Source organism: Yersinia vastinensis (assembly GCF_902726565.1).
Lineage (GTDB): Bacteria > Pseudomonadota > Gammaproteobacteria > Enterobacterales > Enterobacteriaceae > Yersinia > Yersinia vastinensis.
Genome location: NZ_CACVAF010000004.1, coordinates 99,162 through 117,621, shown reverse-complemented (window position 1 = coordinate 117,621; position 18,460 = coordinate 99,162). Strand labels below are relative to the sequence as shown.

The window sequence follows — 18,460 nt, the reverse complement described above, 5'->3', positions numbered from 1 at the left end:
ATGGAGATTAACTTAATCTAGAGGGTGTTAATAATGAATCGTACTAAACTTGTACTGGGCGCGGTAATTCTGGCTTCTACTATGCTGGCTGGTTGTTCAAGCAATGCTAAAATCGATCAGCTGTCTTCTGACGTTCAGACTCTGAACGCTAAAGTTGACCAACTGAGCAACGACGTGAACGCAATCCGTTCTGACGTTCAAGCAGCTAAAGACGATGCAGCACGTGCTAACCAACGTCTGGACAACCAAGCTCACGCTTACAAGAAGTAATATTACTTCCTGAATGAAAAATGGCGCACATTGTGCGCCATTTTTTTTACTTCGTAGAAACCTGTTTCTGATAGTGACCTTCCTTGAAGCCCTATCTCCTTTTTTACTCACTCATCAACATGCTTCACAATACGTTACGCTAGAAACTTTGCCATGGTAGACAAGCGACTACCACAGCAAAGGTGGGCCTGAAGATTAATTCGCGGCGGAGTAAACCGGGCCTGGCTGAACCAGCTTAGGAATAGCTTCTTCTGCCGGCTGCTGCTCTTCATTTTGCGGTTGTGGCTCGCTCTGAGGCGCTACAGCGGCCGGAGCTTCGATAGGTGCAGTTTCCCCTACTGTCACGATGACCGGCATACCAGAGCGGCGTACAATCGCTTCCTGAACCACTTGTGCATTAGTCTGGCTATCGTTGATAAACTTCTGCAAGCTGCTGCTGATAGCAATTGGCATTGTCTGCGGGTCATCACTGTCTACACGAGACAACGGCTGATGAACTTCCACATAACGTTTACCATCTGGCTCGACAGAATATTTGACCGGCTCATTGATGATTTGTACGCGAGTACCTTTAGGTACTGATTTAAACAGCGCTTCAATGTCATCCGGACGTAAACGAATACAGCCGGAGCTCACTCGCATACCAATACCGAAGTTAGCGTTAGTACCATGGATCAAGTACTCACCACGACCGGCAGCCAAACGCATAGCAAACAGACCCATAGGGTTTTCTGGGCCAGCAGGAACTACCGCTGGTAAGGTCACCCCCTCAGCCAGATAGTGCTTACGGATGTTCGCCGTTGGTGTCCAGGTTGGGTTCGGGATTTTCTGGCTGACAGAGGTCGTCATCGTTGGGGTGTTACGCCCTAACTGGCCAATACCGATAGGGTATACAACAACTTTGTCCTGACCTTTAGGGAAGTAATAAAGGCGCAATTCGGCCAGGTTGATGACAATACCTTCACGTGGGGTATCAGGCAGCAACATCTGAGTCGGGATAGTTAATACTGAACCCGGTAATGGCAGATACGGGTCAGCACCTGGGTTTGCTTCCAGCATCCCCAACAAGCCGATTTTGTAATCAGCAGCAATAGCCTCAAGTGGACGGCCATCATTTGGAACGGTATACGTCGTATTTTCGCCAATCAGACGGCTATTGGCAGGTGGCAGTGGATACTCGGTCGCATTGGCAGCGGTGATACTTCCCGCCACACAAGTTGCGAATAACATACCAATCAAAGTTAATGCACGTTTCATGCTTAGTTCCTACATCACTTCTTAAAATTCGGTTCGGCTATCTACGTTAATTTTAGCAGCCAATAATAAGGCCACCATATAGTAACAGCCCTTATTATAAAGGCAATTTATATCGCTAAAAATCAAGGCGTTACAATGTAATTTATTCTGCTTTTTCCAGCAGGGAGGCCGATTTAACCTGCTGAAATTCCACCATTTTAATACTGTGACCCGTGACGCAAAAATGCTCAGTCACCGATGAATAAAGCACGAAATGTTGGCGTAAATCAGTTGGTGGCCAAGGCTGCGGCTTTGGCTCGAATAGCGCGGATCATTGCTTCAAGCCCTTGGGAACGCGAAGGTGTCAAATGTTGACTCAGTGCTAAATCAGCAAAAAATGGCCGAACATCTAAATCGACGATCTGCTGTACAGTTAAACCCTGATAGAGAATAAAAACCACGGCGACTAAACCTTTAACGATCGCAGCATCACTGTCTCCGGCAAAAATCACTCGCCCTTCACCGGAAAGGGTCATGGCAATCCATACCTGACTTTGACAACCTGAGATAAGGTTCTTTGGTTGGCGCTGTTGCTCAGTTAACGGCGGCAACTGTGCACCCAACTCGATCACATACAGGTATTTCTCTTCCCAATTTAAGCAACGGGAAAAATTCCGAATCAATTTATCTTTATCTGGCAAACCCGCCATAACATGCTTCCTATTACAGAATAAACGCCAAAATAAAAGCCGACTGCTTAAAATGATAGTCGGCTTTAGGGGGCTGTGTCGCGAACTGTCAGTGTTTAGCCCAGCAACTTTTCGATACGTTGCAACCCGCGGACCAGCCGGTCGACTTCTTCGCGCGTATTATAAAGTGCCAACGACGCACGACACATGCTTGGCACCTGATAGTACGCCATTAGCGGCATCGCACAATGATGCCCGGTACGAATAGCAATACCGTACTGATCGAGAAAACTCCCCACATCATAAGCATGGTGTACCCCAAGATTGAAAGCAATAACCCCGGCTCGTTTTGTCGGACCATAGATTACCAGGCTCTGAATCTGGCTAAGTTGTTCTAATGCATACTGTATCAGCGACTGTTCATATTGTTGGATATGCTCCAGCCCCAACTCATTCACATAGCTGATTGCCGCTCCCAACCCCATAATCCCGGCTGTATTCGGTGAGCCTGCTTCAAAACGCCACGGTGCATCAGCAAAGGTAGTGCCTTGGGTTAAGCTCACGGTTTTTATCATCGAGCCGCCACCTTCCCATGGTGGCATTTGTGCTAATAATGCCTGCTTACCATATAAGATGCCGATGCCAGACGGCCCGTAGAGCTTATGGCCTGAGAAGGCATAGAAGTCACAATCTAAATCTTGCACATCGACGCTCTGATGCATGATAGCTTGCGCACCATCCACCAATACCACCAAACCTGCCGCTTTAGCCTGCGCGACAATCTCTTTGATTGGATTAACCGTTCCCAGCACATTGGAAACTTGGGTAATCGCCAACAGCCGAGTGGTTTCATCAATCAAACCCGCCAATGCGCTTAGCGCCAACTCCCCTGTTGCGGTTAACGGCCATACCCGAACGTCAACACCAAGATCCGTTGCCAGCATCTGCCAAGGCACAATATTGGCGTGATGCTCCATTTCGGTAATAATAATGCTGTCGCCCGCTTTCAATACACGGCGACCATAGCTGTTAGCCACCAGATTGATGGCCTCTGTCGTGCCTTTGACGAAAACAATTTCTTCAGCAGAAGCGGCATTAATAAACCCTGCTACCTGACTACGTACTGCTTCCATCTGTTCGGTTGCTTGCGCACTCAAGGTATGAATCCCCCGATGAACCGCCGCATAGCCCTCACGATAAAAGTTCAATTCCCGATCAATAACGATTTGGGGTTTTTGGGCACTGGCAGCGCTGTCCAAATATGCCAACGGCTGCCCATTAACCTGACGGTTAAGCAGTGGGAAATCAGCTCTTACCTGTTCGACAGAAAGACTCATAACGATTCCTCAGCCAATCGTGTAGCAATGCGCGCTAAGACCACTTTACGGATAGTTTCGTTATGGATGGCTTCGGTCAATTCAGCCGCAAATGCAAAAATGATCATTTGCTGTGCATCAGCCTGATGGATACCGCGTGATTGCAGATAAAATAGCTGCTCTGCATCAATTCGCCCCACTGTAGCACCGTGGCTGCACTTCACGTCATCGGCATAAATTTCCAACTGTGGCTTGGTGTCAACTTCCGCCAACCTACTCAGCAGCAAGTTATTGTTGGTCATCTGACCGTCAGTTTTTAGCGCGTGTTGGGCCACTTTAATCATGCCATTAAAGACCGCTTTACCCCGTTCACGAACAATGGTTTTGTGCAATTGGCGGCTTTCACAATAGCCTTTGTTATGCTCCAGATAGGTGCGTGTATCGCAAATTTCACGCCCTATCGGCAGTAATAGACTATTAATCGATAACGTTGCTCCCTCGCCATTTAACTGGGCACTGGTGTTATGACGAGTCAGCCCCGCACCAAGTAAGAAACTGTCGCTTTTGGCGCGCGCATCACGGCTTAACACTAAATCATTATGAGCAAAATGGTAACTTTGTGGGGTTTCAAACGCCAATTTGCAGTGACTTAACTCGGCATTGTCACCCACGGCAATAGTGAGCCGTGCGCCGGTAAAGTGTGGTTGATCATTGAGACTGACAAAATGTTCAATCACCTCAGCCTGTGCTGCTGTCTCAATAGCCAGATGGTGACGGTAATGGCTGGTGTTAACCGAACCAGAGTCATTACCCGAACTGATATGCAGCAGATAAAGGGGTTTGTCGCTGTGTTTCCCCGCAGGCAAACGGATATGTAACCCCTCCTGTGCCAGACTCTCAGTCAAATGCAAAAAGACTTCTGACTGGATAGGCGCAGGGAACTGTGCATTTTCCACCTCTTTTGTTAGTTGATACGGGCCACATTCATCGTCACTTAATTCAGGGGAATATCGCCCATCAATAAAGACTAAGCGGTGAGCATCTTGCACCAGAGACAAGACATCACGCTGAGCGGGCGTTACCGTCGGCGCAGGGGCAAAACCGAAATCATGGGCAAATAAACGCTCTAGTGGCGTGTATTTCCAGTCTTCGTGTTTAGCGGTAGGAAAGCCCAATTGTAGCACCTGTTGCCAATGCGCCGTTGCATCTGCGGAGTATCCACTCTGGCGCTGCTTAAATAATTGGCCAAAATGCTTTAATGCATCAATATGTTGCTGCTCCAGCATATTACTGTTGGTCGGTAAGCCAGCCATAGCCTTGCTCCTCCAACTGTTTCACCAATGTGAAATCACCAGACTTGATGATTCGCCCCTGATATAAGACATGAACAAAGTCGGGTTTGACATAATCAAGGATGCGTTGGTAATGGGTCACGATGATGAATGCGCGGTTTTCATCACGCAGCGAGTTAACCCCGTTGGCGACGATTTTGAGTGCGTCGATATCCAAACCTGAATCGGTTTCATCCAAAATGCATAAAGAAGGCTCCAGCGCTGCCATCTGCAAGATATCATTACGTTTTTTCTCGCCACCGGAAAAACCTACGTTAACTGAACGAGTTAGCAAGTCCGCAGGCATTTTGAGTAACTCAATTTTTTCTTCAATGAAATCTGAAAAATCAAAACGATCTAGCGGTTCCTGCTGGCGATATTTTCGCACTGCATTGACAGCAGTTTGCAGGAAGAAATGGTTACTCACACCAGGGATTTCTACCGGATATTGGAAGGCCAGAAACACACCTTCACCGGCACGATCTTCTGGGTCTAACTCAAGTAAATCTTTACCCTTGAATGTGACGCTGCCTTCAGTGACTTCATACTCTTCGCGCCCGGCCAAGGCTGCCGATAAGGTACTTTTTCCTGAGCCGTTCGGCCCCATAATGGCATGCACTTCACCGGGTTTGATCTCCAGATCTAACCCTTTAAGAATCTCATTACCTTCGACACTGACTTTTAAATTCTTGATGCTTAACATAGGTTTCCTTGGTGCGCAAAAGCGCAAAACTTTACATATGCAGCGAACGCTTAACCGACACTGTGTTCCAGGCTGATGGCTAACAATTTTTGTGCTTCGACGGCAAACTCCAGTGGTAATTCGGAGAATACATCCTTACAAAAACCATTAACGATCATTGAGATGGCATCGTCTTCACTGATGCCGCGCTGCAAGCAATAAAACAGTTGGTCATCACCAATTTTTGAGGTTGTTGCTTCGTGCTCCAATTGCGCAGAATTATTACGCACTTCCACATACGGGAAAGTATGCGCACCAGAATCTGGGCCAATCAGCATAGAATCACATTGAGTGAAATTACGCGCGTTCTCTGCACCTGGCAGAATTTTCACTAAACCTCGATAGGTATTTTGGCTGTGCCCCGCCGAGATCCCTTTGGCAATAATGGTTGATTTAGTGTTTTTGCCAATATGGATCATCTTAGTACCGGTATCGGCCTGCTGATGGCCGTTGGTCAGTGCTACCGAGAAAAACTCACCGATTGAGTTATCCCCTTGCAAAATAACACTGGGATATTTCCACGTAATCGCAGAGCCGGTTTCCGATTGGGTCCAAGACATTTTCGAACCCGCGCCCTCACACAATGCCCGCTTAGTCACAAAGTTGAGGATACCGCCAGTGCTATCTGCCCCAGCAAACCAGTTCTGAACCGTTGAATATTTCACTTCTGCATTTTTATGCAAAATGACTTCAACCACCGCGGCATGTAGCTGATAACTGTCACGCACCGGTGCAGAACACCCTTCGATATAGCTGACATAGCTGTCTTCGTCTGCAATCAAAATAGTGCGCTCAAACTGACCGGTTTTAGCTGCATTAATGCGGAAGTAAGTTGATAACTCCATGGGGCAGCGCACCCCTTTGGGGACATACACAAAAGTACCGTCGGAGGCCACTGCCGCGTTGAGGGCAGCAAAAAAGTTGTCTTTGGCTGGGACCACAGAACCCAGATATCGACGTACCAACTCGGGGTATTCCTGAATGGCTTCACCGAATGAACAAAAAATAATGCCCTGCTCTGCGAGCTTCCCGCGATACGTGGTCGCCACAGAAACCGAGTCAAAAATAGCATCTACCGCCACTTCCGCCCCTTCTCGTACCGGGACACCAAGCTGGGCGAAGGCAGACTCTACCTCTGCGGTAAGATATTCGTTGATATTATGCTGCGACATATCTTGCGACGTCGTGCCATCGGCTGACGATTGCTGCACCGCACCGGGCTGCGAATCACAGCTGTCATCACAACTGCCACAAGACGGGGCTGAATAATAACTATAATCTTGATAATCCAGACTTTTGTAGTGTGCTTTCAGCCAGTGCGGTTCTTCCATCTCCAACCAACTTCGATAAGCACCGAGGCGAAACTCCAGCATCCATTCAGGCTCATTGCGTTTCGCTGAAATAGCGCGAATCACATCTTCATTGATGCCTTTCGCCAACTCGTCTGTAGCAAGCTGGGTAAAAAAGCCTTCTTTATAGCGACCATCGCTGACCCAAGCCTGCACATCATCTGGGACTTCTACATTGCTTCGTGTCATTTCGTTTACATCGCTCAAACGCCAAAGCTCTCGCCACACCCGCAGGAATGTTGAGCTTTAGGATTATTAAATTTGAAAATCTGATTTAGCCCTTCACGGACGTAATCCACCTCGGTACCATCGATAAATGGCATCGCTTTGAGTGGCACGTAAAGTCTGGCGCTACCGTGTTCGAAAACCAGTGCGTCGCTGGCAGGCTCCTTCGCCATGTCCATTACGTAGGCAAACCCAGCGCAACCCGATTGCTTGACGCCAAGCTGCAACCCTTTTATTTCCGGGTCTTGCTGCATGAGCCGTGTAATCTGTGCGGCGGCGCTGTCAGTGATTGTCACGCCTTGCCAGACATTGTCGTCGAGTGAGAATGTCCCGACTGATTCCTGTTGCATATGCCCTACCTTTTTCTCGCTGATAATTGATGAATCAACACAGATTGTTCACAATGGTAGTGATAATAATTATCACTTCAACCGTTTGTTTTGCAGGGATATTAAGAAAAGTGTCGTTTAAACCCCGTATGAGGCGGCAACGAAGAGAACATGCTGCGATGGCCGAAGAGGTCGGGAAGAACAAGAACACTTTTATCGCCATGAAATAAAAGAATAATTTCCACAGCAACACTCGAATCCCTTGCTATCTCAAAGGCTAATCGCAGTCAGTCTCTGAGTTTTTTAAACATTCATAAAAAATACCTATTTCTCCATTAACTTTAGCTGAAAACCCCCGCTGGGGAAACCTATCATAGAGATTCGCCGCATTTATCGGATAAACAAAAGTTGCCATTAGGCGAGAGAGAGGAGCGTAATGAAAATTTAAATGACACAAGGCCAGCTAAGTGGCCCTGAGTAGGATAATGACTTGTATTGTGTGGGGTTATTGACGATTACCGTGTTAATACCGCGGTGGTTAAACGGGAAGTACAACACAACTGACCTTGCTCATCAAAAATCTCAATTTGCCAAACCTGATGGCTACGGCCAACATGAATGGCACGACAACAACCTCGGACTTTTCCAGAACGAGCCGCCTTAAGATGATTAGCATTGATTTCTAACCCCACCACTTGCTGCCCCTCAACGGTACATAAATAGCCCGCCATTGATCCTAGCGACTCGGCCAGTACCACTGATGCACCACCATGAAGCAGGCCAAAAGGTTGAGTAGTCCGTTTATCGACAGGCATCGTGGCCTCCAACTCATCATCTGTGAATCGGGTGAACTCAATTCCCAGATGCCCAACCATACAGTCCTGACTTTGCTGGTTTAGCTGTTCCAGCGTCGCGGTACGTTTCCACAGCATTGATTGTCTCCCTTTAGCCCTTGTACTCGAAATTGCAGCAGTGTTAGCTGCTATCTTTTACCCGAATCACTGACTCTACGATCTACACACTAAACCAGTTCAAGCAAAGCCTGTAGTGGGTGGCGTAAGCCATTACCTTCAACGCGCTTAACCTGGCTACGACAAGAATAACCGGTCGCTAAGCAACGTTTCCCTGGTAATTTTTGTAATGCTTGTTGCCAAGACAGTGCATAAATACCCAGTGAATTCTCGATGTTTTTTGCTTCATGACCGTAAGTTCCTGCCATTCCGCAACATCCCACACTGACGTTTTCCAGTTTGGCACCGTAACGGGAGAATATCGATGCCCAATGCTGACTACTGGCCGGCAGTGCTGTGGTTTCGGTGCAATGACCAAACAGATACCAAGACTCACCACTCAGTTGTTGCTCTGGTTGTTCCACCAAGGCCACCTGTAGCCATTCATGAACCAATTGCACATTAAAATCACCCCGATTATCGCCCAGAATCTCTTTATATTCATCGCGATAACAGAGCACCAATGCCGGATCAACTCCCACCATAGGTATGCCCAACAACGCGATACGATTGAGGAAATCTGCCGTTTTACGTGCTGTTTTAGCAAACCGTTGCAGGAATCCTTTGATATGTTGGGCTTTTCCATTGGGTGAAAATGGCAGCAATACGGGGTTAAAGCCTAACTTTTCCACCAACCGGACAAAATCAGCCACAACCTGAGCATCATAATAGCTGGTGAAGGGATCTTGCACGATCAGCACATGCTGGCTGCGTTCAGCAACAGGTAACGTTTCCAACTGCTCCAATGTCATGGTACTGGCGTAGTGACCAGACAATGATTGCTTCAGTGTTGGGCTGGAAAGCAGCGGTAAATCCACCATACCAATGCTTCTTCGGCTCAACTCACCGACCCAAGGTTGTTTTAGGAAGAAATTAAACAGTTTTGGCGTTTTCGCCATCAATGGAGCATAGCTTTCGACCCCCGCAACAACATAGTCACGCAGCGGTCGATGATAGCGAGTGTGATACAACTGGAGGAAACGAGAGCGGAAGCCAGGCACATCAATTTTTATTGGGCATTGTGTAGAGCAGGCTTTACACGCCAGACAGCCCGACATCGCCTCTTTAACTTCGTGAGAGAAGTCATAATCGCCTTGACGGGCATGCCAAGTATTACGGGTTTTTTCAATCAATCCACGCAAACTTGGGCGCTGAGACGCCAGCCCCTTTTCTAGCGCCACGGGGTCGACACCTTGGTCAGATAATAGCCGTAGCCACTCGCGCACCAACGTTGCTCGGCCTTTCGGTGAATGGATACGGTCGCCTGTTATTTTCATTGACGGACACATTGGGCTGCGAGCATCAAAGTTAAAGCAGAGTCCATTACCATTACACTCCATGGCACCACGGAAGGAAGTTCTGACCTCCAACGGAATACGCCGATCCAGCGTGCCGCGCTTATCGGATGTATCCACTTTCATCATCGGCGCATCACAGCCCAACGGTGAGCAAATCTTCCCTGGATTCAGACGATTATCGGGGTCAAACGCCGATTTGATGCGCCGTAGTTCGCTGTAAAGTACCTCGCCAAAAAACGCAGGACTGTATTCTGCTCGAAAACCTTTACCGTGCTCGCCCCACAACAAGCCACCATAGCGTGCAGTCAATTCCACCACTTGGTCAGAAATCTGCTTCATCAACATTTCTTGCTGTGGATCGCACATATCTAGCGCCGGACGCACGTGCAACACCCCTGCATCCACATGACCAAACATGCCGTAGGCCAAATTATGGTTATCGAGCAATTGACGGAACTCAACAATATAATCCGCTAAATGCTGTGGTGGCACACAGGTGTCTTCCGCAAATGGAATCGGCTTAGCCTGTCCCTTACTGTTACCGAGCAAACCCACGGCTTTTTTGCGCATGCCATAAATGCGCTCAATGCCAGCCAAATCGCTGCAAATCTGATAACCAATCACGCCGCCTTCTCGGGCGGACATCAAATCATCCAAACGCTGGCAAAGTGCCTCCATTTGGGCGTCGATCAAGGTTTTATCATCGCCAGCGAACTCGACGATGTTCAGCCCTAGCATCTCTTTATCGGGGACGTCAGTAATGAGTTCTTTGACTGAGTGCCAAACAATATCCTCTTTCGCCAAATTAAGGACTTTTGAATCCACCGTCTCGACGGAGAGCGCTTTGGCTTCCACCATGAAAGGGGCATTACGCAACGCGGAATCAAAAGAGTCATATTTTACATTCACCAAACGGCGAACTTTAGGCAGCGGTGTGATATCCAGCGTGGCTTCGGTAATAAAGGCCAACGTACCTTCAGCTCCGGTTAAAATCCGCGTGAGGTCAAAGGTTTGTAAATCATCACTGAAAACATGGCGCAAATCATAGCCAGTGAGAAAGCGATTTAATTTTGGGAATTTGTCTAGAATCAGCGCCCGCTGGTCACGGCAACGATTTAACACTGTATGGTAGATACGACCAGTGACGGAATCTTCCTGCGCAATCGTTTCCGCCAGTGACGTCGGCATGGCACGAGTGTCCAGCATCTCACCGCCAAGCAAAATGGCGCGCAAGCCCAAAACATGATCAGATGTTTTACCGTAGACCAGTGACCCTTGACCGGAGGCATCGGTGTTAATCATGCCGCCCAATGTCGCACGGTTACTGGTTGATAATTCCGGCGAGAAAAAATAACCCAATGGGCGCAGGTATTGATTAAGCTGGTCTTTAATGACCCCTGCCTCAACCTTTACCCACCCCTGCTCTGGGTTAATGTCCAAAATACGGTTCATGTGACGCGACATATCCACCACAATACCGGTATTTAGCGCCTGACCGTTGGTTCCTGTTCCGCCGCCGCGTGGCGTAAAGACCAATGATTTAAAACTGTCTTGCCCGGCTAAACGGCAAATCAGCGCCACGTCCGCCGTTGAACGCGGAAAAACCACCGCATCGGGTAGCAGTTGGTAAATACTGTTATCCGTTGCCATTGTCAGGCGATCGGCATAATCAGTGGCAGTATCGCCGGTAAATCCGTTTTGCTTCAAAGCATCCAAAAAATCCAGCACCAACTGAACGACACCCGGTGCCTGAGAAATCTGTGGGATCATTAGTGTGACCCTATCTATATGTGTGTTTGTTTTAAGGACTGTCCATTGAAAGATTATCCGGTAGCAGCAACCTTTGTCGAATAATTTATGTCAATTCAGAATGATGGGAAAGTGATGGGTATCGACCAAGGATAAATACGGCAATAAACCATTGAGTATCAAAATTTTATATTGCACAAATAACACTCAAGTTCAGCCGAAACCACATTATTTCAACTCGTTTTTCGTTATCAGATTTCTATTATTCCAAGGACATTGCCCTTTTTTGATAAAATCATGGATGTAAAATCCTGGAGTCTCTGTTAAAAACTGAGGAAATACACCATGATTACTACTGATGCTTAATGAGATGGCGCAAATATCTTATTAAGGCAAGATTTAATGAGTAACAGTGTAATGGCCACCTTGCCATGATTTCCGAACTGAGAACCCACAGATGAGTTACCCGCAGCTACGTCGTTTCGATTTACCTAAACTGATGTTTGGGGTGATATTCATTATGATAATGATTATCGCCAGTTTCTGGGTGGTACAACCCTTTGTCATGGGCTTTGCCTGGGCTGGCATGGTCGTTATTGCCACTTGGCCATTGCTAATAAGGCTGCAAAAACTCCTTTGGGGTAAGCGCTGGCTGGCCGCTATTGTGATGACGGTTCTGCTGATTTTACTGTTCGTTATCCCGATAGCCCTTCTAGTGAGCAGTCTGGTTGAAAGCAGTGGCCCTCTTATCCAATGGGCCTCCACCCCATCTAATTTACGCATGCCGGATGTCGAGTGGTTGAAATCAATCCCAATGGTGGGTGACAAGCTGTATAGCGGTTGGCATAACTTGATAGCCGGGGGCGGCAATGTCATTATCGCTAAAATTCAGCCTTATGTTGGCGCGGCTGCAACGTGGTTGGTGGCACAAGCAGCCCATGTCGGCTACTTCTTAATTCATCTGGCGCTGATGCTATTGTTCAGTATCTTGCTCTATTTCCATGGTGAGCAGGTGGGTTTAGCTATCCGCCATTTTGCCGTGCGGGCCGCAGATAAACGCGGTGATGCTGTGGTTGTACTGGCGGCTAAAGCGATTCGTGCGGTCGCTCTGGGCGTCGTGGTCACGGCATTGGTTCAATCGATACTTGGTGGTATTGGTCTGGCCATCGCTGGAATTCAATATGCCACGTTATTTACGGTATTAATGTTTATCTGCTGTGTTGCCCAGCTTGGGCCACTGTTGATACTGATCCCCGCTGTCATTTGGGTATACTGGACGGGCGACTCAACGTGGGGCACCATTTTATTAGTATGGAGTTGTATCGTTGGAACAATGGATAACGTGTTACGGCCTTATTTGATTCGAATGGAAGCAGATATGCCCATGATTCTCATCCTATCGGGTGTTATTGGTGGTTTGCTGTCATTTGGTATGATTGGGCTGTTTATTGGCCCGGTCGTATTGGCTATTTCCTACCGTCTGACTGCTGCCTGGGTCAGCGAAGCCCCTGAGCCAGAAGAGAGTATTCAAGAAGTCGCCAAGCATTTAGAAGAGCTTTAGTATCCAAGGGGTTGAGTAGTTATGCTGCCGGCCCCCGATTATCCAGCAATATCCGCTATTAAAAATAAATAATGGTTCTTTAAATTCCCCGTATTTATATTTCTGACAACCAATTATATCAATTATTAAATAAGATGATTATTAATAACCGGATGAAATTACTTTCATTATAAGTATTTATTTATTCTATTTTATTCAGACAATTCTCAATGACTAACTCGCGGAATTTACTTACTATTATGGTGTATTAATGACTTCCCCATCATGGCATTTAAATAATTCATTTTATAATGGCTTATTTAAATATCTGTAATCGAATATACGTATTGCTGTGTGTAGTCTTTGCCTATCACCTAAGATGGGCTTTTTTTTTACTATTACCTTTTAATTATCATTCTATCGGATTTTTATTTCCCTTTTCTTCTGTAAATCAAGCCCCCGCATTATGCACTCTCCCTTGTGATATTTATGCGTAATAGAAAAAATCCGCAACCTAAGCTGCGGATTAATCAATGTATCACGGTATAGGGATAACCCCGGATCAATGTTTAGTTTGTTGCGCCAAACTTAACCAGGTTTGCACTACGGTATCAGGATTCAGGGACAAGCTATCGATCCCTTGCTCCATCAACCATGAGGCAAAGTCTTCATGATCAGATGGGCCTTGACCACAAATACCGACATATTTCCCTTGTCGTTTAGCCGCCTGAATCGCCATTGATAACAGGGCCTTGACTGCCTCGTTGCGCTCATCAAACAGCTCGGAAACCACACCAGAATCGCGATCCAACCCCAACGTTAACTGGGTCATATCATTGGAGCCAATGGAGAAACCATCAAAGTGAGCAAGGAATTGATCAGCCAGCAAAGCATTCGATGGGATTTCACACATCATAATGATCTTCAAGCCATTCTCGCCACGCTTTAACCCTTGTTTCGCCAACTCGGCAACCACTGCCTCGGCTTGCGCGACGGTTCGCACGAAAGGAACCATTACTTCGACGTTAGTCAGCCCCATGTCATTACGCACCCGCTTAACCGCTTCACACTCTAATGCGAAGCAATCACGGAAGCTATCTGCAACGTAGCGCCCCGCCCCACGAAAGCCCAACATCGGGTTCTCTTCGTGTGGTTCATAAGCTTCCCCTCCCACCAAATTGGCGTACTCGTTAGATTTAAAATCAGACAAGCGCACAATCACGCGTTTAGGCCAAAATGCGGCGCCCAGCGTAGAAATGCCTTCGGTTAAGCGACCCACATAAAACTCAACCGGATCGTCATAGCCATTCATCAGCGCCTTAATTTCGGCTTGAATAGCGGGTGGCTGAGTATCGAACTCCAGCAACGCTTTAGGATGCACACCAATCATGCGGTTAATGATAAATTCCAGACGTGCCAACCCGACGCCTTCATTTGGCAGGCGTGCAAAATCAAAAGCTCGGTCTGGGTTACCCACATTCATCATGATTTTCAAAGGCAAATCCGGTAATTCTGTTACCTGTGAGCTTTGAATCGAGAAATCGAGCAACTCATGGTAAACGTAGCCAGTGTCTCCTTCGGCGCAGGAAACCGTGACATTTTGGCCTTCTTTCAAAATATCCGTCGCATTGCCACAACCCACTACCGCGGGGATTCCTAATTCACGAGCAATAATGGCCGCATGACAGGTTCTCCCACCACGGTTGGTCACAATAGCTGATGCTTTCTTCATGATCGGTTCCCAATCAGGATCAGTCATGTCTGTAACCAGAACATCACCAGCCTGAATGCGATCCATTTCGCTGATATCATGAATCACTTTAACCGGCCCCGCACCAATACGATGCCCGATAGCACGGCCTTCGACCAGCACATTGCTTTGGTTATTCAGTTGGTAGCGTTCCATCACCTGCTCGTTGGAGCGCACGGTTTCTGGCCGCGCTTGCACGATAAACAGCTTGCCAGTATGGCCGTCTTTCGCCCACTCGATATCCATCGGGCGGCCATAATGCTCTTCAATCAGTAATGCTTGATGGGCCAGTGCTTCAACCTCATCATCACTGAGAGCGAAACGATTGCGTTGCTCGTCTGGCACATCTTCGATTTGGACTTGTTTGCCATGCTCCTGACTTTCACCGTAGACCATACGAATCTTTTTTGAACCCATATTACGTCGCACAATAGCAGGTCTGCCATTACGCAATGTCGGCTTATGAACATAGAATTCATCTGGATTCACTGCACCCTGTACCACCATCTCCCCCAAACCATGAGCTGCGGTGATAAAGACCACTTGATCAAAACCTGACTCGGTATCAATGGTAAACATAACCCCCGAGGACGCGAGGTCGGAACGCACCATGCGCTGTACCCCCGCAGACAATGCGACGCCACGGTGGTCATACCCTTGATGCACCCGGTAAGAAATAGCCCGATCATTAAACAGTGAAGCGAATACATGCTTGATGGCTACCATCACCGCATCAATTCCCTGCACGTTAAGGAAGGTTTCCTGCTGACCAGCAAAGGAAGCATCCGGCATATCTTCTGCCGTTGCCGAAGAACGAACCGCAAAAGAAGCTTCTGGTTCCTCAGCCAACTGCTTATAAGCATCATGAATTGATTGTTCGAACTCAGGATGGAATGGCGTCTCAATCACCCATTGACGAATCTGCGCGCCGGCTTTTGCTAACGCCGCAATATCGTCCACATTGGTTTGATCCAATAATTGGTAGATACGCTGGTTGACGCCGCTTTGCTCCAGAAAATCGTTAAACGCCTGAGCCGTGGTAGCAAAACCATTGGGGACCGAAACACCCAGCCCAGACAGATTGGTTATCATTTCACCCAGGGAGGCATTCTTACCGCCAACCCGATCAACATCGTGCATGCCAAGCTGGTTGTACCAAAGCACATTACACAGATTTAGGCCATTGTTGGACATCGAAACAATCCTTTTTACATTTTCATTAGTTACGGACATGTCATCAATTACGGACATTCAGTAGGGTACAACAAGAGGTTTTCGGGGCTGACGAATCAGCAACACCAGAATCAGACTAGCACAATGATCCATAGCCCATGGACAGGTGAATCGATCAACCCAACAAGAAAAATTATTTTCAGGTGATTCTGACAGCAAACACTTTACCGATAAGGCCAATCAGGCACACTGGCTACGCTAAACTTACACCATCAGCAGTTAGCCAGTGATATGAATCAGCCCGTCAATATTCAGGAGTCAGCGTGGAAAGAAGTGTGTTTTATATTTCGGATGGCACCGCCATCACTGCGGAAGTCCTCGGCCATGCCGTTTTATCTCAGTTCCCCATTAAAGCAACCACTTATACGCTACCCTTTGTGGAAAGTGCGGCTCGCGCTCAAGAGGTTTGCGAGAAAATCAATGAAATATATCGAGAAACCGGAGTTAGGCCCTTGGTGTTCTATTCGATAATCAGTGCCGAAGTCCGCGAACTCATTCAACACAGTGAAGGATTCTGCCAAGACATCGTACAAGCGCTGGTCGCTCCACTTCAGGGCGAACTGGGCGTTTCTCCGCAACCGGTGCTCAATCGTACTCATGGTTTAACCGAAAGTAATCTGGGTAAATACGATGCGCGCATTGCCGCCATCGACTATGCTCTGGCCCACGATGACGGCATTTCTTTGCGCAATCTGGATCAAGCCCAGGTGATTTTATTGGGCGTTTCTCGCTGCGGCAAAACCCCCACCAGCCTGTACTTAGCCATGCAATTTGGTATTCGTGCGGCGAACTATCCTTTTATCGCTGATGATATGGACAATTTGCAGCTCCCCGCCGCACTAAAACCCTTTCAACATAAGCTGTTTGGCCTAACCATTAATCCGGAACGGCTGGCGGCCATTCGCGAAGAGCGGCGTGAAAACAGCCGCTATGCCTCACTGCGCCAATGCCGTATGGAGGTCGGCGAAGTGGAAGCGTTGTTCCGAAAAAATCAGATTCGCTATCTCAACTCCACCAACTACTCCGTAGAAGAAATTTCCACTAAAATTCTGGATATTTTAGGAATGAGTCGCCGGATGTTCTGATCGGAAATATTTCGCAAGGATATTATTTTCAGTTTATTTCATCAGAATTTCTATGAATCATGATGATGGCGGTTGAATTCATTTAGTTTTGGTTTATTGTGATCGCCATCACTTCCCGGTATTCCTGCCGTAGAGAAGAACAGATTTAGAGAATCTTCATGCACAAAACTGATGAACTGCGGACCGCGCGCATCGATAGCTTAGTCACGCCACAACAACTGGCAGAAAAGTTACCGATTTCGGCAGCGGTAGCCGATAACGTGACAGCGTCACGTAAACGAATTGAAAAAATACTGACCGGTGAAGACCCTCGCCTGCTGGTTGTTGTAGGTCCCTGCTCAATCCATGACCTTGATGCCGCAATCGATTATGCAACCAAGCTGAATGTTTTACGTGAGCGTTATCAAGACCGCCTTGAAATCGTCATGCGCACTTATTTCGAAAAACCGCGTACCGTGGTTGGCTGGAAGGGGTTGATCTCTGATCCTGAACTTGATGGTTCGTGCAAAGTCAATCAAGGTATTGAAATGGCCCGGCGACTGCTGTTGGCCGTCAATGAGTTAGGGCTACCAACAGCTACAGAATTCCTTGATATGGTAACCGGTCAGTATATTGCAGACCTGATTAGCTGGGGCGCCATTGGCGCACGGACAACAGAAAGCCAGATTCACCGGGAAATGGCATCAGCCCTATCCTGCCCGGTAGGTTTCAAAAACGGCACTGACGGAAACACCCGGATTGCAATTGATGCTATCCGTGCTGCACAAGCCAGTCATATGTTTTTATCACCAGACAAAACGGGGCAAATGACAATTTACCAAACCAGCGGTAACCCATACGGACATATTATTATGCGCGGTGGTAAGACCCCTAATTATGGCGCGTCTGATATTGCTGCTGCCTGTGATAGCTTGCGGGAATTTGATTTACCTGAACATCTGGTGGTGGATTTTAGTCATGGTAATTGCCAAAAGATGCACCGTCGTCAGCTAGAAGTTGCCGCAGATATCGGCCAGCAAATTCGCGCAGGATCCACGGCGATTGTGGGTGTCATGGCGGAGAGCTTCCTAGTTGAAGGCACACAGAAAATTATTGCGGGTACGCCGCTGACTTATGGGCAATCTATTACTGACCCTTGTTTAAACTGGGCAGATACAGAGCAGCTATTAAGCTTATTAGCCGACGCTGTCAGTAGCCGCTTTAATTAATTTCAATTTGCGTTCATCAATTCAGTGTTTGGGTAGCATTCTTCCACTAGCAACATCGCTATTCAATCACTGAATTCAATACCTCTTCCACTTCTATTCG

The 18,460-nt window shown here is 47.5% G+C and carries 14 protein-coding genes and 1 other RNA gene; 5 read left to right on the top strand and 10 right to left on the bottom strand.

The features are described 5' to 3' along the window. Window positions 1-33: 33 nt before the first annotated feature. Window positions 34-270, top strand: coding sequence for a major outer membrane lipoprotein (locus tag HUZ92_RS07370; RefSeq protein ID WP_005165631.1), 237 nt, complete (start codon window positions 34-36; stop codon window positions 268-270). Between the two features lie 195 nt (window positions 271-465). Here the strand turns inward: HUZ92_RS07370 and HUZ92_RS07365 are convergent, their stop codons facing one another. The 9 genes from HUZ92_RS07365 to ydiJ all read right to left on the bottom strand — a co-directional run bounded on the left by HUZ92_RS07365 (window position 466) and on the right by ydiJ (window position 11,565). Beyond that, window positions 466-1,527, bottom strand: coding sequence for a L,D-transpeptidase family protein (locus tag HUZ92_RS07365; protein ID WP_050097576.1), 1,062 nt, complete (start codon window positions 1,525-1,527; stop codon window positions 466-468). 266 nt (window positions 1,528-1,793) lie between these two features. After that, a complete protein-coding gene (gene sufE / locus HUZ92_RS07360; protein WP_050097575.1) occupies window positions 1,794-2,216 on the bottom strand; it encodes a cysteine desulfuration protein SufE in 423 nt (140 codons plus the stop codon). A gap of 95 nt (window positions 2,217-2,311) precedes the next feature. Next, complete coding sequence (gene sufS, locus HUZ92_RS07355; RefSeq protein WP_050097574.1) at window positions 2,312-3,532, bottom strand: cysteine desulfurase SufS; 1,221 nt, start codon at window positions 3,530-3,532, stop codon at window positions 2,312-2,314. Then, window positions 3,529-4,824: a Fe-S cluster assembly protein SufD gene (sufD, locus tag HUZ92_RS07350; protein WP_145579939.1), complete on the bottom strand. Its 1,296-nt coding sequence runs from the start codon at window positions 4,822-4,824 to the stop codon at window positions 3,529-3,531. Before sufD ends, sufS begins: the two co-directional genes overlap by 4 nt. Continuing rightward, on the bottom strand, window positions 4,799-5,545 hold the full coding sequence (gene sufC / locus HUZ92_RS07345) for a Fe-S cluster assembly ATPase SufC (RefSeq protein WP_050097572.1): 747 nt from the start codon (window positions 5,543-5,545) through the stop codon (window positions 4,799-4,801). The genes sufD and sufC overlap by 26 nt, the downstream gene beginning before the upstream one ends. A 50-nt stretch (window positions 5,546-5,595) precedes the next feature. Then, a complete protein-coding gene (gene sufB, locus HUZ92_RS07340) occupies window positions 5,596-7,122 on the bottom strand; it encodes a Fe-S cluster assembly protein SufB (protein WP_050139582.1) in 1,527 nt (508 codons plus the stop codon). A 14-nt stretch (window positions 7,123-7,136) separates the two neighbouring features. Beyond that, window positions 7,137-7,508 (bottom strand): Fe-S cluster assembly scaffold SufA, encoded by a 372-nt coding sequence (gene sufA, locus HUZ92_RS07335; protein ID WP_050097570.1) that lies wholly within the window; start codon window positions 7,506-7,508, stop codon window positions 7,137-7,139. Window positions 7,509-8,002: 494 nt separating this feature from the next. Next, entirely contained in the window at window positions 8,003-8,419 is a 417-nt protein-coding gene (locus tag HUZ92_RS07330; protein ID WP_050296261.1) for a hotdog fold thioesterase, read from the bottom strand. An 89-nt stretch (window positions 8,420-8,508) separates the two neighbouring features. Continuing rightward, window positions 8,509-11,565 carry a D-2-hydroxyglutarate dehydrogenase YdiJ gene (ydiJ, locus tag HUZ92_RS07325; protein WP_050296262.1) on the bottom strand — a complete coding sequence of 1,019 codons (3,057 nt, stop codon included), beginning with the start codon at window positions 11,563-11,565 and terminating at the stop codon, window positions 8,509-8,511. Window positions 11,566-12,001: 436 nt separating this feature from the next. On the opposite strand from ydiJ, the gene ydiK reads away from it, so the two are divergent. Together ydiK and rprA are read left to right on the top strand one after the other, a co-directional pair. Beyond that, on the top strand, window positions 12,002-13,105 hold the full coding sequence (ydiK, locus tag HUZ92_RS07320) for an AI-2E family transporter YdiK (protein ID WP_050097567.1): 1,104 nt from the start codon (window positions 12,002-12,004) through the stop codon (window positions 13,103-13,105). Between the two features lie 265 nt (window positions 13,106-13,370). Then, window positions 13,371-13,479, top strand: an RNA gene (gene rprA, locus HUZ92_RS07315) — antisense sRNA RprA. A gap of 167 nt (window positions 13,480-13,646) precedes the next feature. On the opposite strand, the gene ppsA is transcribed toward rprA, so the two are convergent. Further along, complete coding sequence (gene ppsA, locus HUZ92_RS07310) at window positions 13,647-16,028, bottom strand: phosphoenolpyruvate synthase (RefSeq protein ID WP_050139585.1); 2,382 nt, start codon at window positions 16,026-16,028, stop codon at window positions 13,647-13,649. A 302-nt stretch (window positions 16,029-16,330) separates the two neighbouring features. Here ppsA and ppsR point away from each other — a divergent pair, with 302 nt between their 5' ends. Both ppsR and HUZ92_RS07300 read left to right on the top strand, forming a co-directional pair. Further along, window positions 16,331-17,152 (top strand): posphoenolpyruvate synthetase regulatory kinase/phosphorylase PpsR, encoded by an 822-nt coding sequence (gene ppsR / locus HUZ92_RS07305; RefSeq protein WP_050097565.1) that lies wholly within the window; start codon window positions 16,331-16,333, stop codon window positions 17,150-17,152. 158 nt (window positions 17,153-17,310) lie between these two features. Continuing rightward, window positions 17,311-18,360 carry a 3-deoxy-7-phosphoheptulonate synthase gene (locus HUZ92_RS07300; RefSeq protein ID WP_050097564.1) on the top strand — a complete coding sequence of 350 codons (1,050 nt, stop codon included), beginning with the start codon at window positions 17,311-17,313 and terminating at the stop codon, window positions 18,358-18,360. Window positions 18,361-18,460: the final 100 nt, after the last annotated feature.

Excerpts from the sequence above, each read along its gene's own strand:
- HUZ92_RS07300 (WP_050097564.1), top strand. The coding sequence starts at position 17,311 with ATGCACAAAACTGATGAACTGCGGACCGCGCGCATCGATAGCTTAGTC.
- sufS (WP_050097574.1), bottom strand. The coding sequence starts at position 3,532 with ATGAGTCTTTCTGTCGAACAGGTAAGAGCTGATTTCCCACTGCTTAAC.
- sufB (WP_050139582.1), bottom strand. The coding sequence starts at position 7,122 with ATGACACGAAGCAATGTAGAAGTCCCAGATGATGTGCAGGCTTGGGTC.
- ppsA (WP_050139585.1), bottom strand. The coding sequence starts at position 16,028 with ATGTCCAACAATGGCCTAAATCTGTGTAATGTGCTTTGGTACAACCAG.
- ydiK (WP_050097567.1), top strand. The coding sequence starts at position 12,002 with ATGAGTTACCCGCAGCTACGTCGTTTCGATTTACCTAAACTGATGTTT.
- sufC (WP_050097572.1), bottom strand. The coding sequence starts at position 5,545 with ATGTTAAGCATCAAGAATTTAAAAGTCAGTGTCGAAGGTAATGAGATT.
- HUZ92_RS07330 (WP_050296261.1), bottom strand. The coding sequence starts at position 8,419 with ATGCTGTGGAAACGTACCGCGACGCTGGAACAGCTAAACCAGCAAAGT.
- sufD (WP_145579939.1), bottom strand. The coding sequence starts at position 4,824 with ATGGCTGGCTTACCGACCAACAGTAATATGCTGGAGCAGCAACATATT.
- HUZ92_RS07370 (WP_005165631.1), top strand. The coding sequence starts at position 34 with ATGAATCGTACTAAACTTGTACTGGGCGCGGTAATTCTGGCTTCTACT.
- ydiJ (WP_050296262.1), bottom strand. The coding sequence starts at position 11,565 with ATGATCCCACAGATTTCTCAGGCACCGGGTGTCGTTCAGTTGGTGCTG.
- sufA (WP_050097570.1), bottom strand. The coding sequence starts at position 7,508 with ATGCAACAGGAATCAGTCGGGACATTCTCACTCGACGACAATGTCTGG.
- sufE (WP_050097575.1), bottom strand. The coding sequence starts at position 2,216 with ATGGCGGGTTTGCCAGATAAAGATAAATTGATTCGGAATTTTTCCCGT.
- HUZ92_RS07365 (WP_050097576.1), bottom strand. The coding sequence starts at position 1,527 with ATGAAACGTGCATTAACTTTGATTGGTATGTTATTCGCAACTTGTGTG.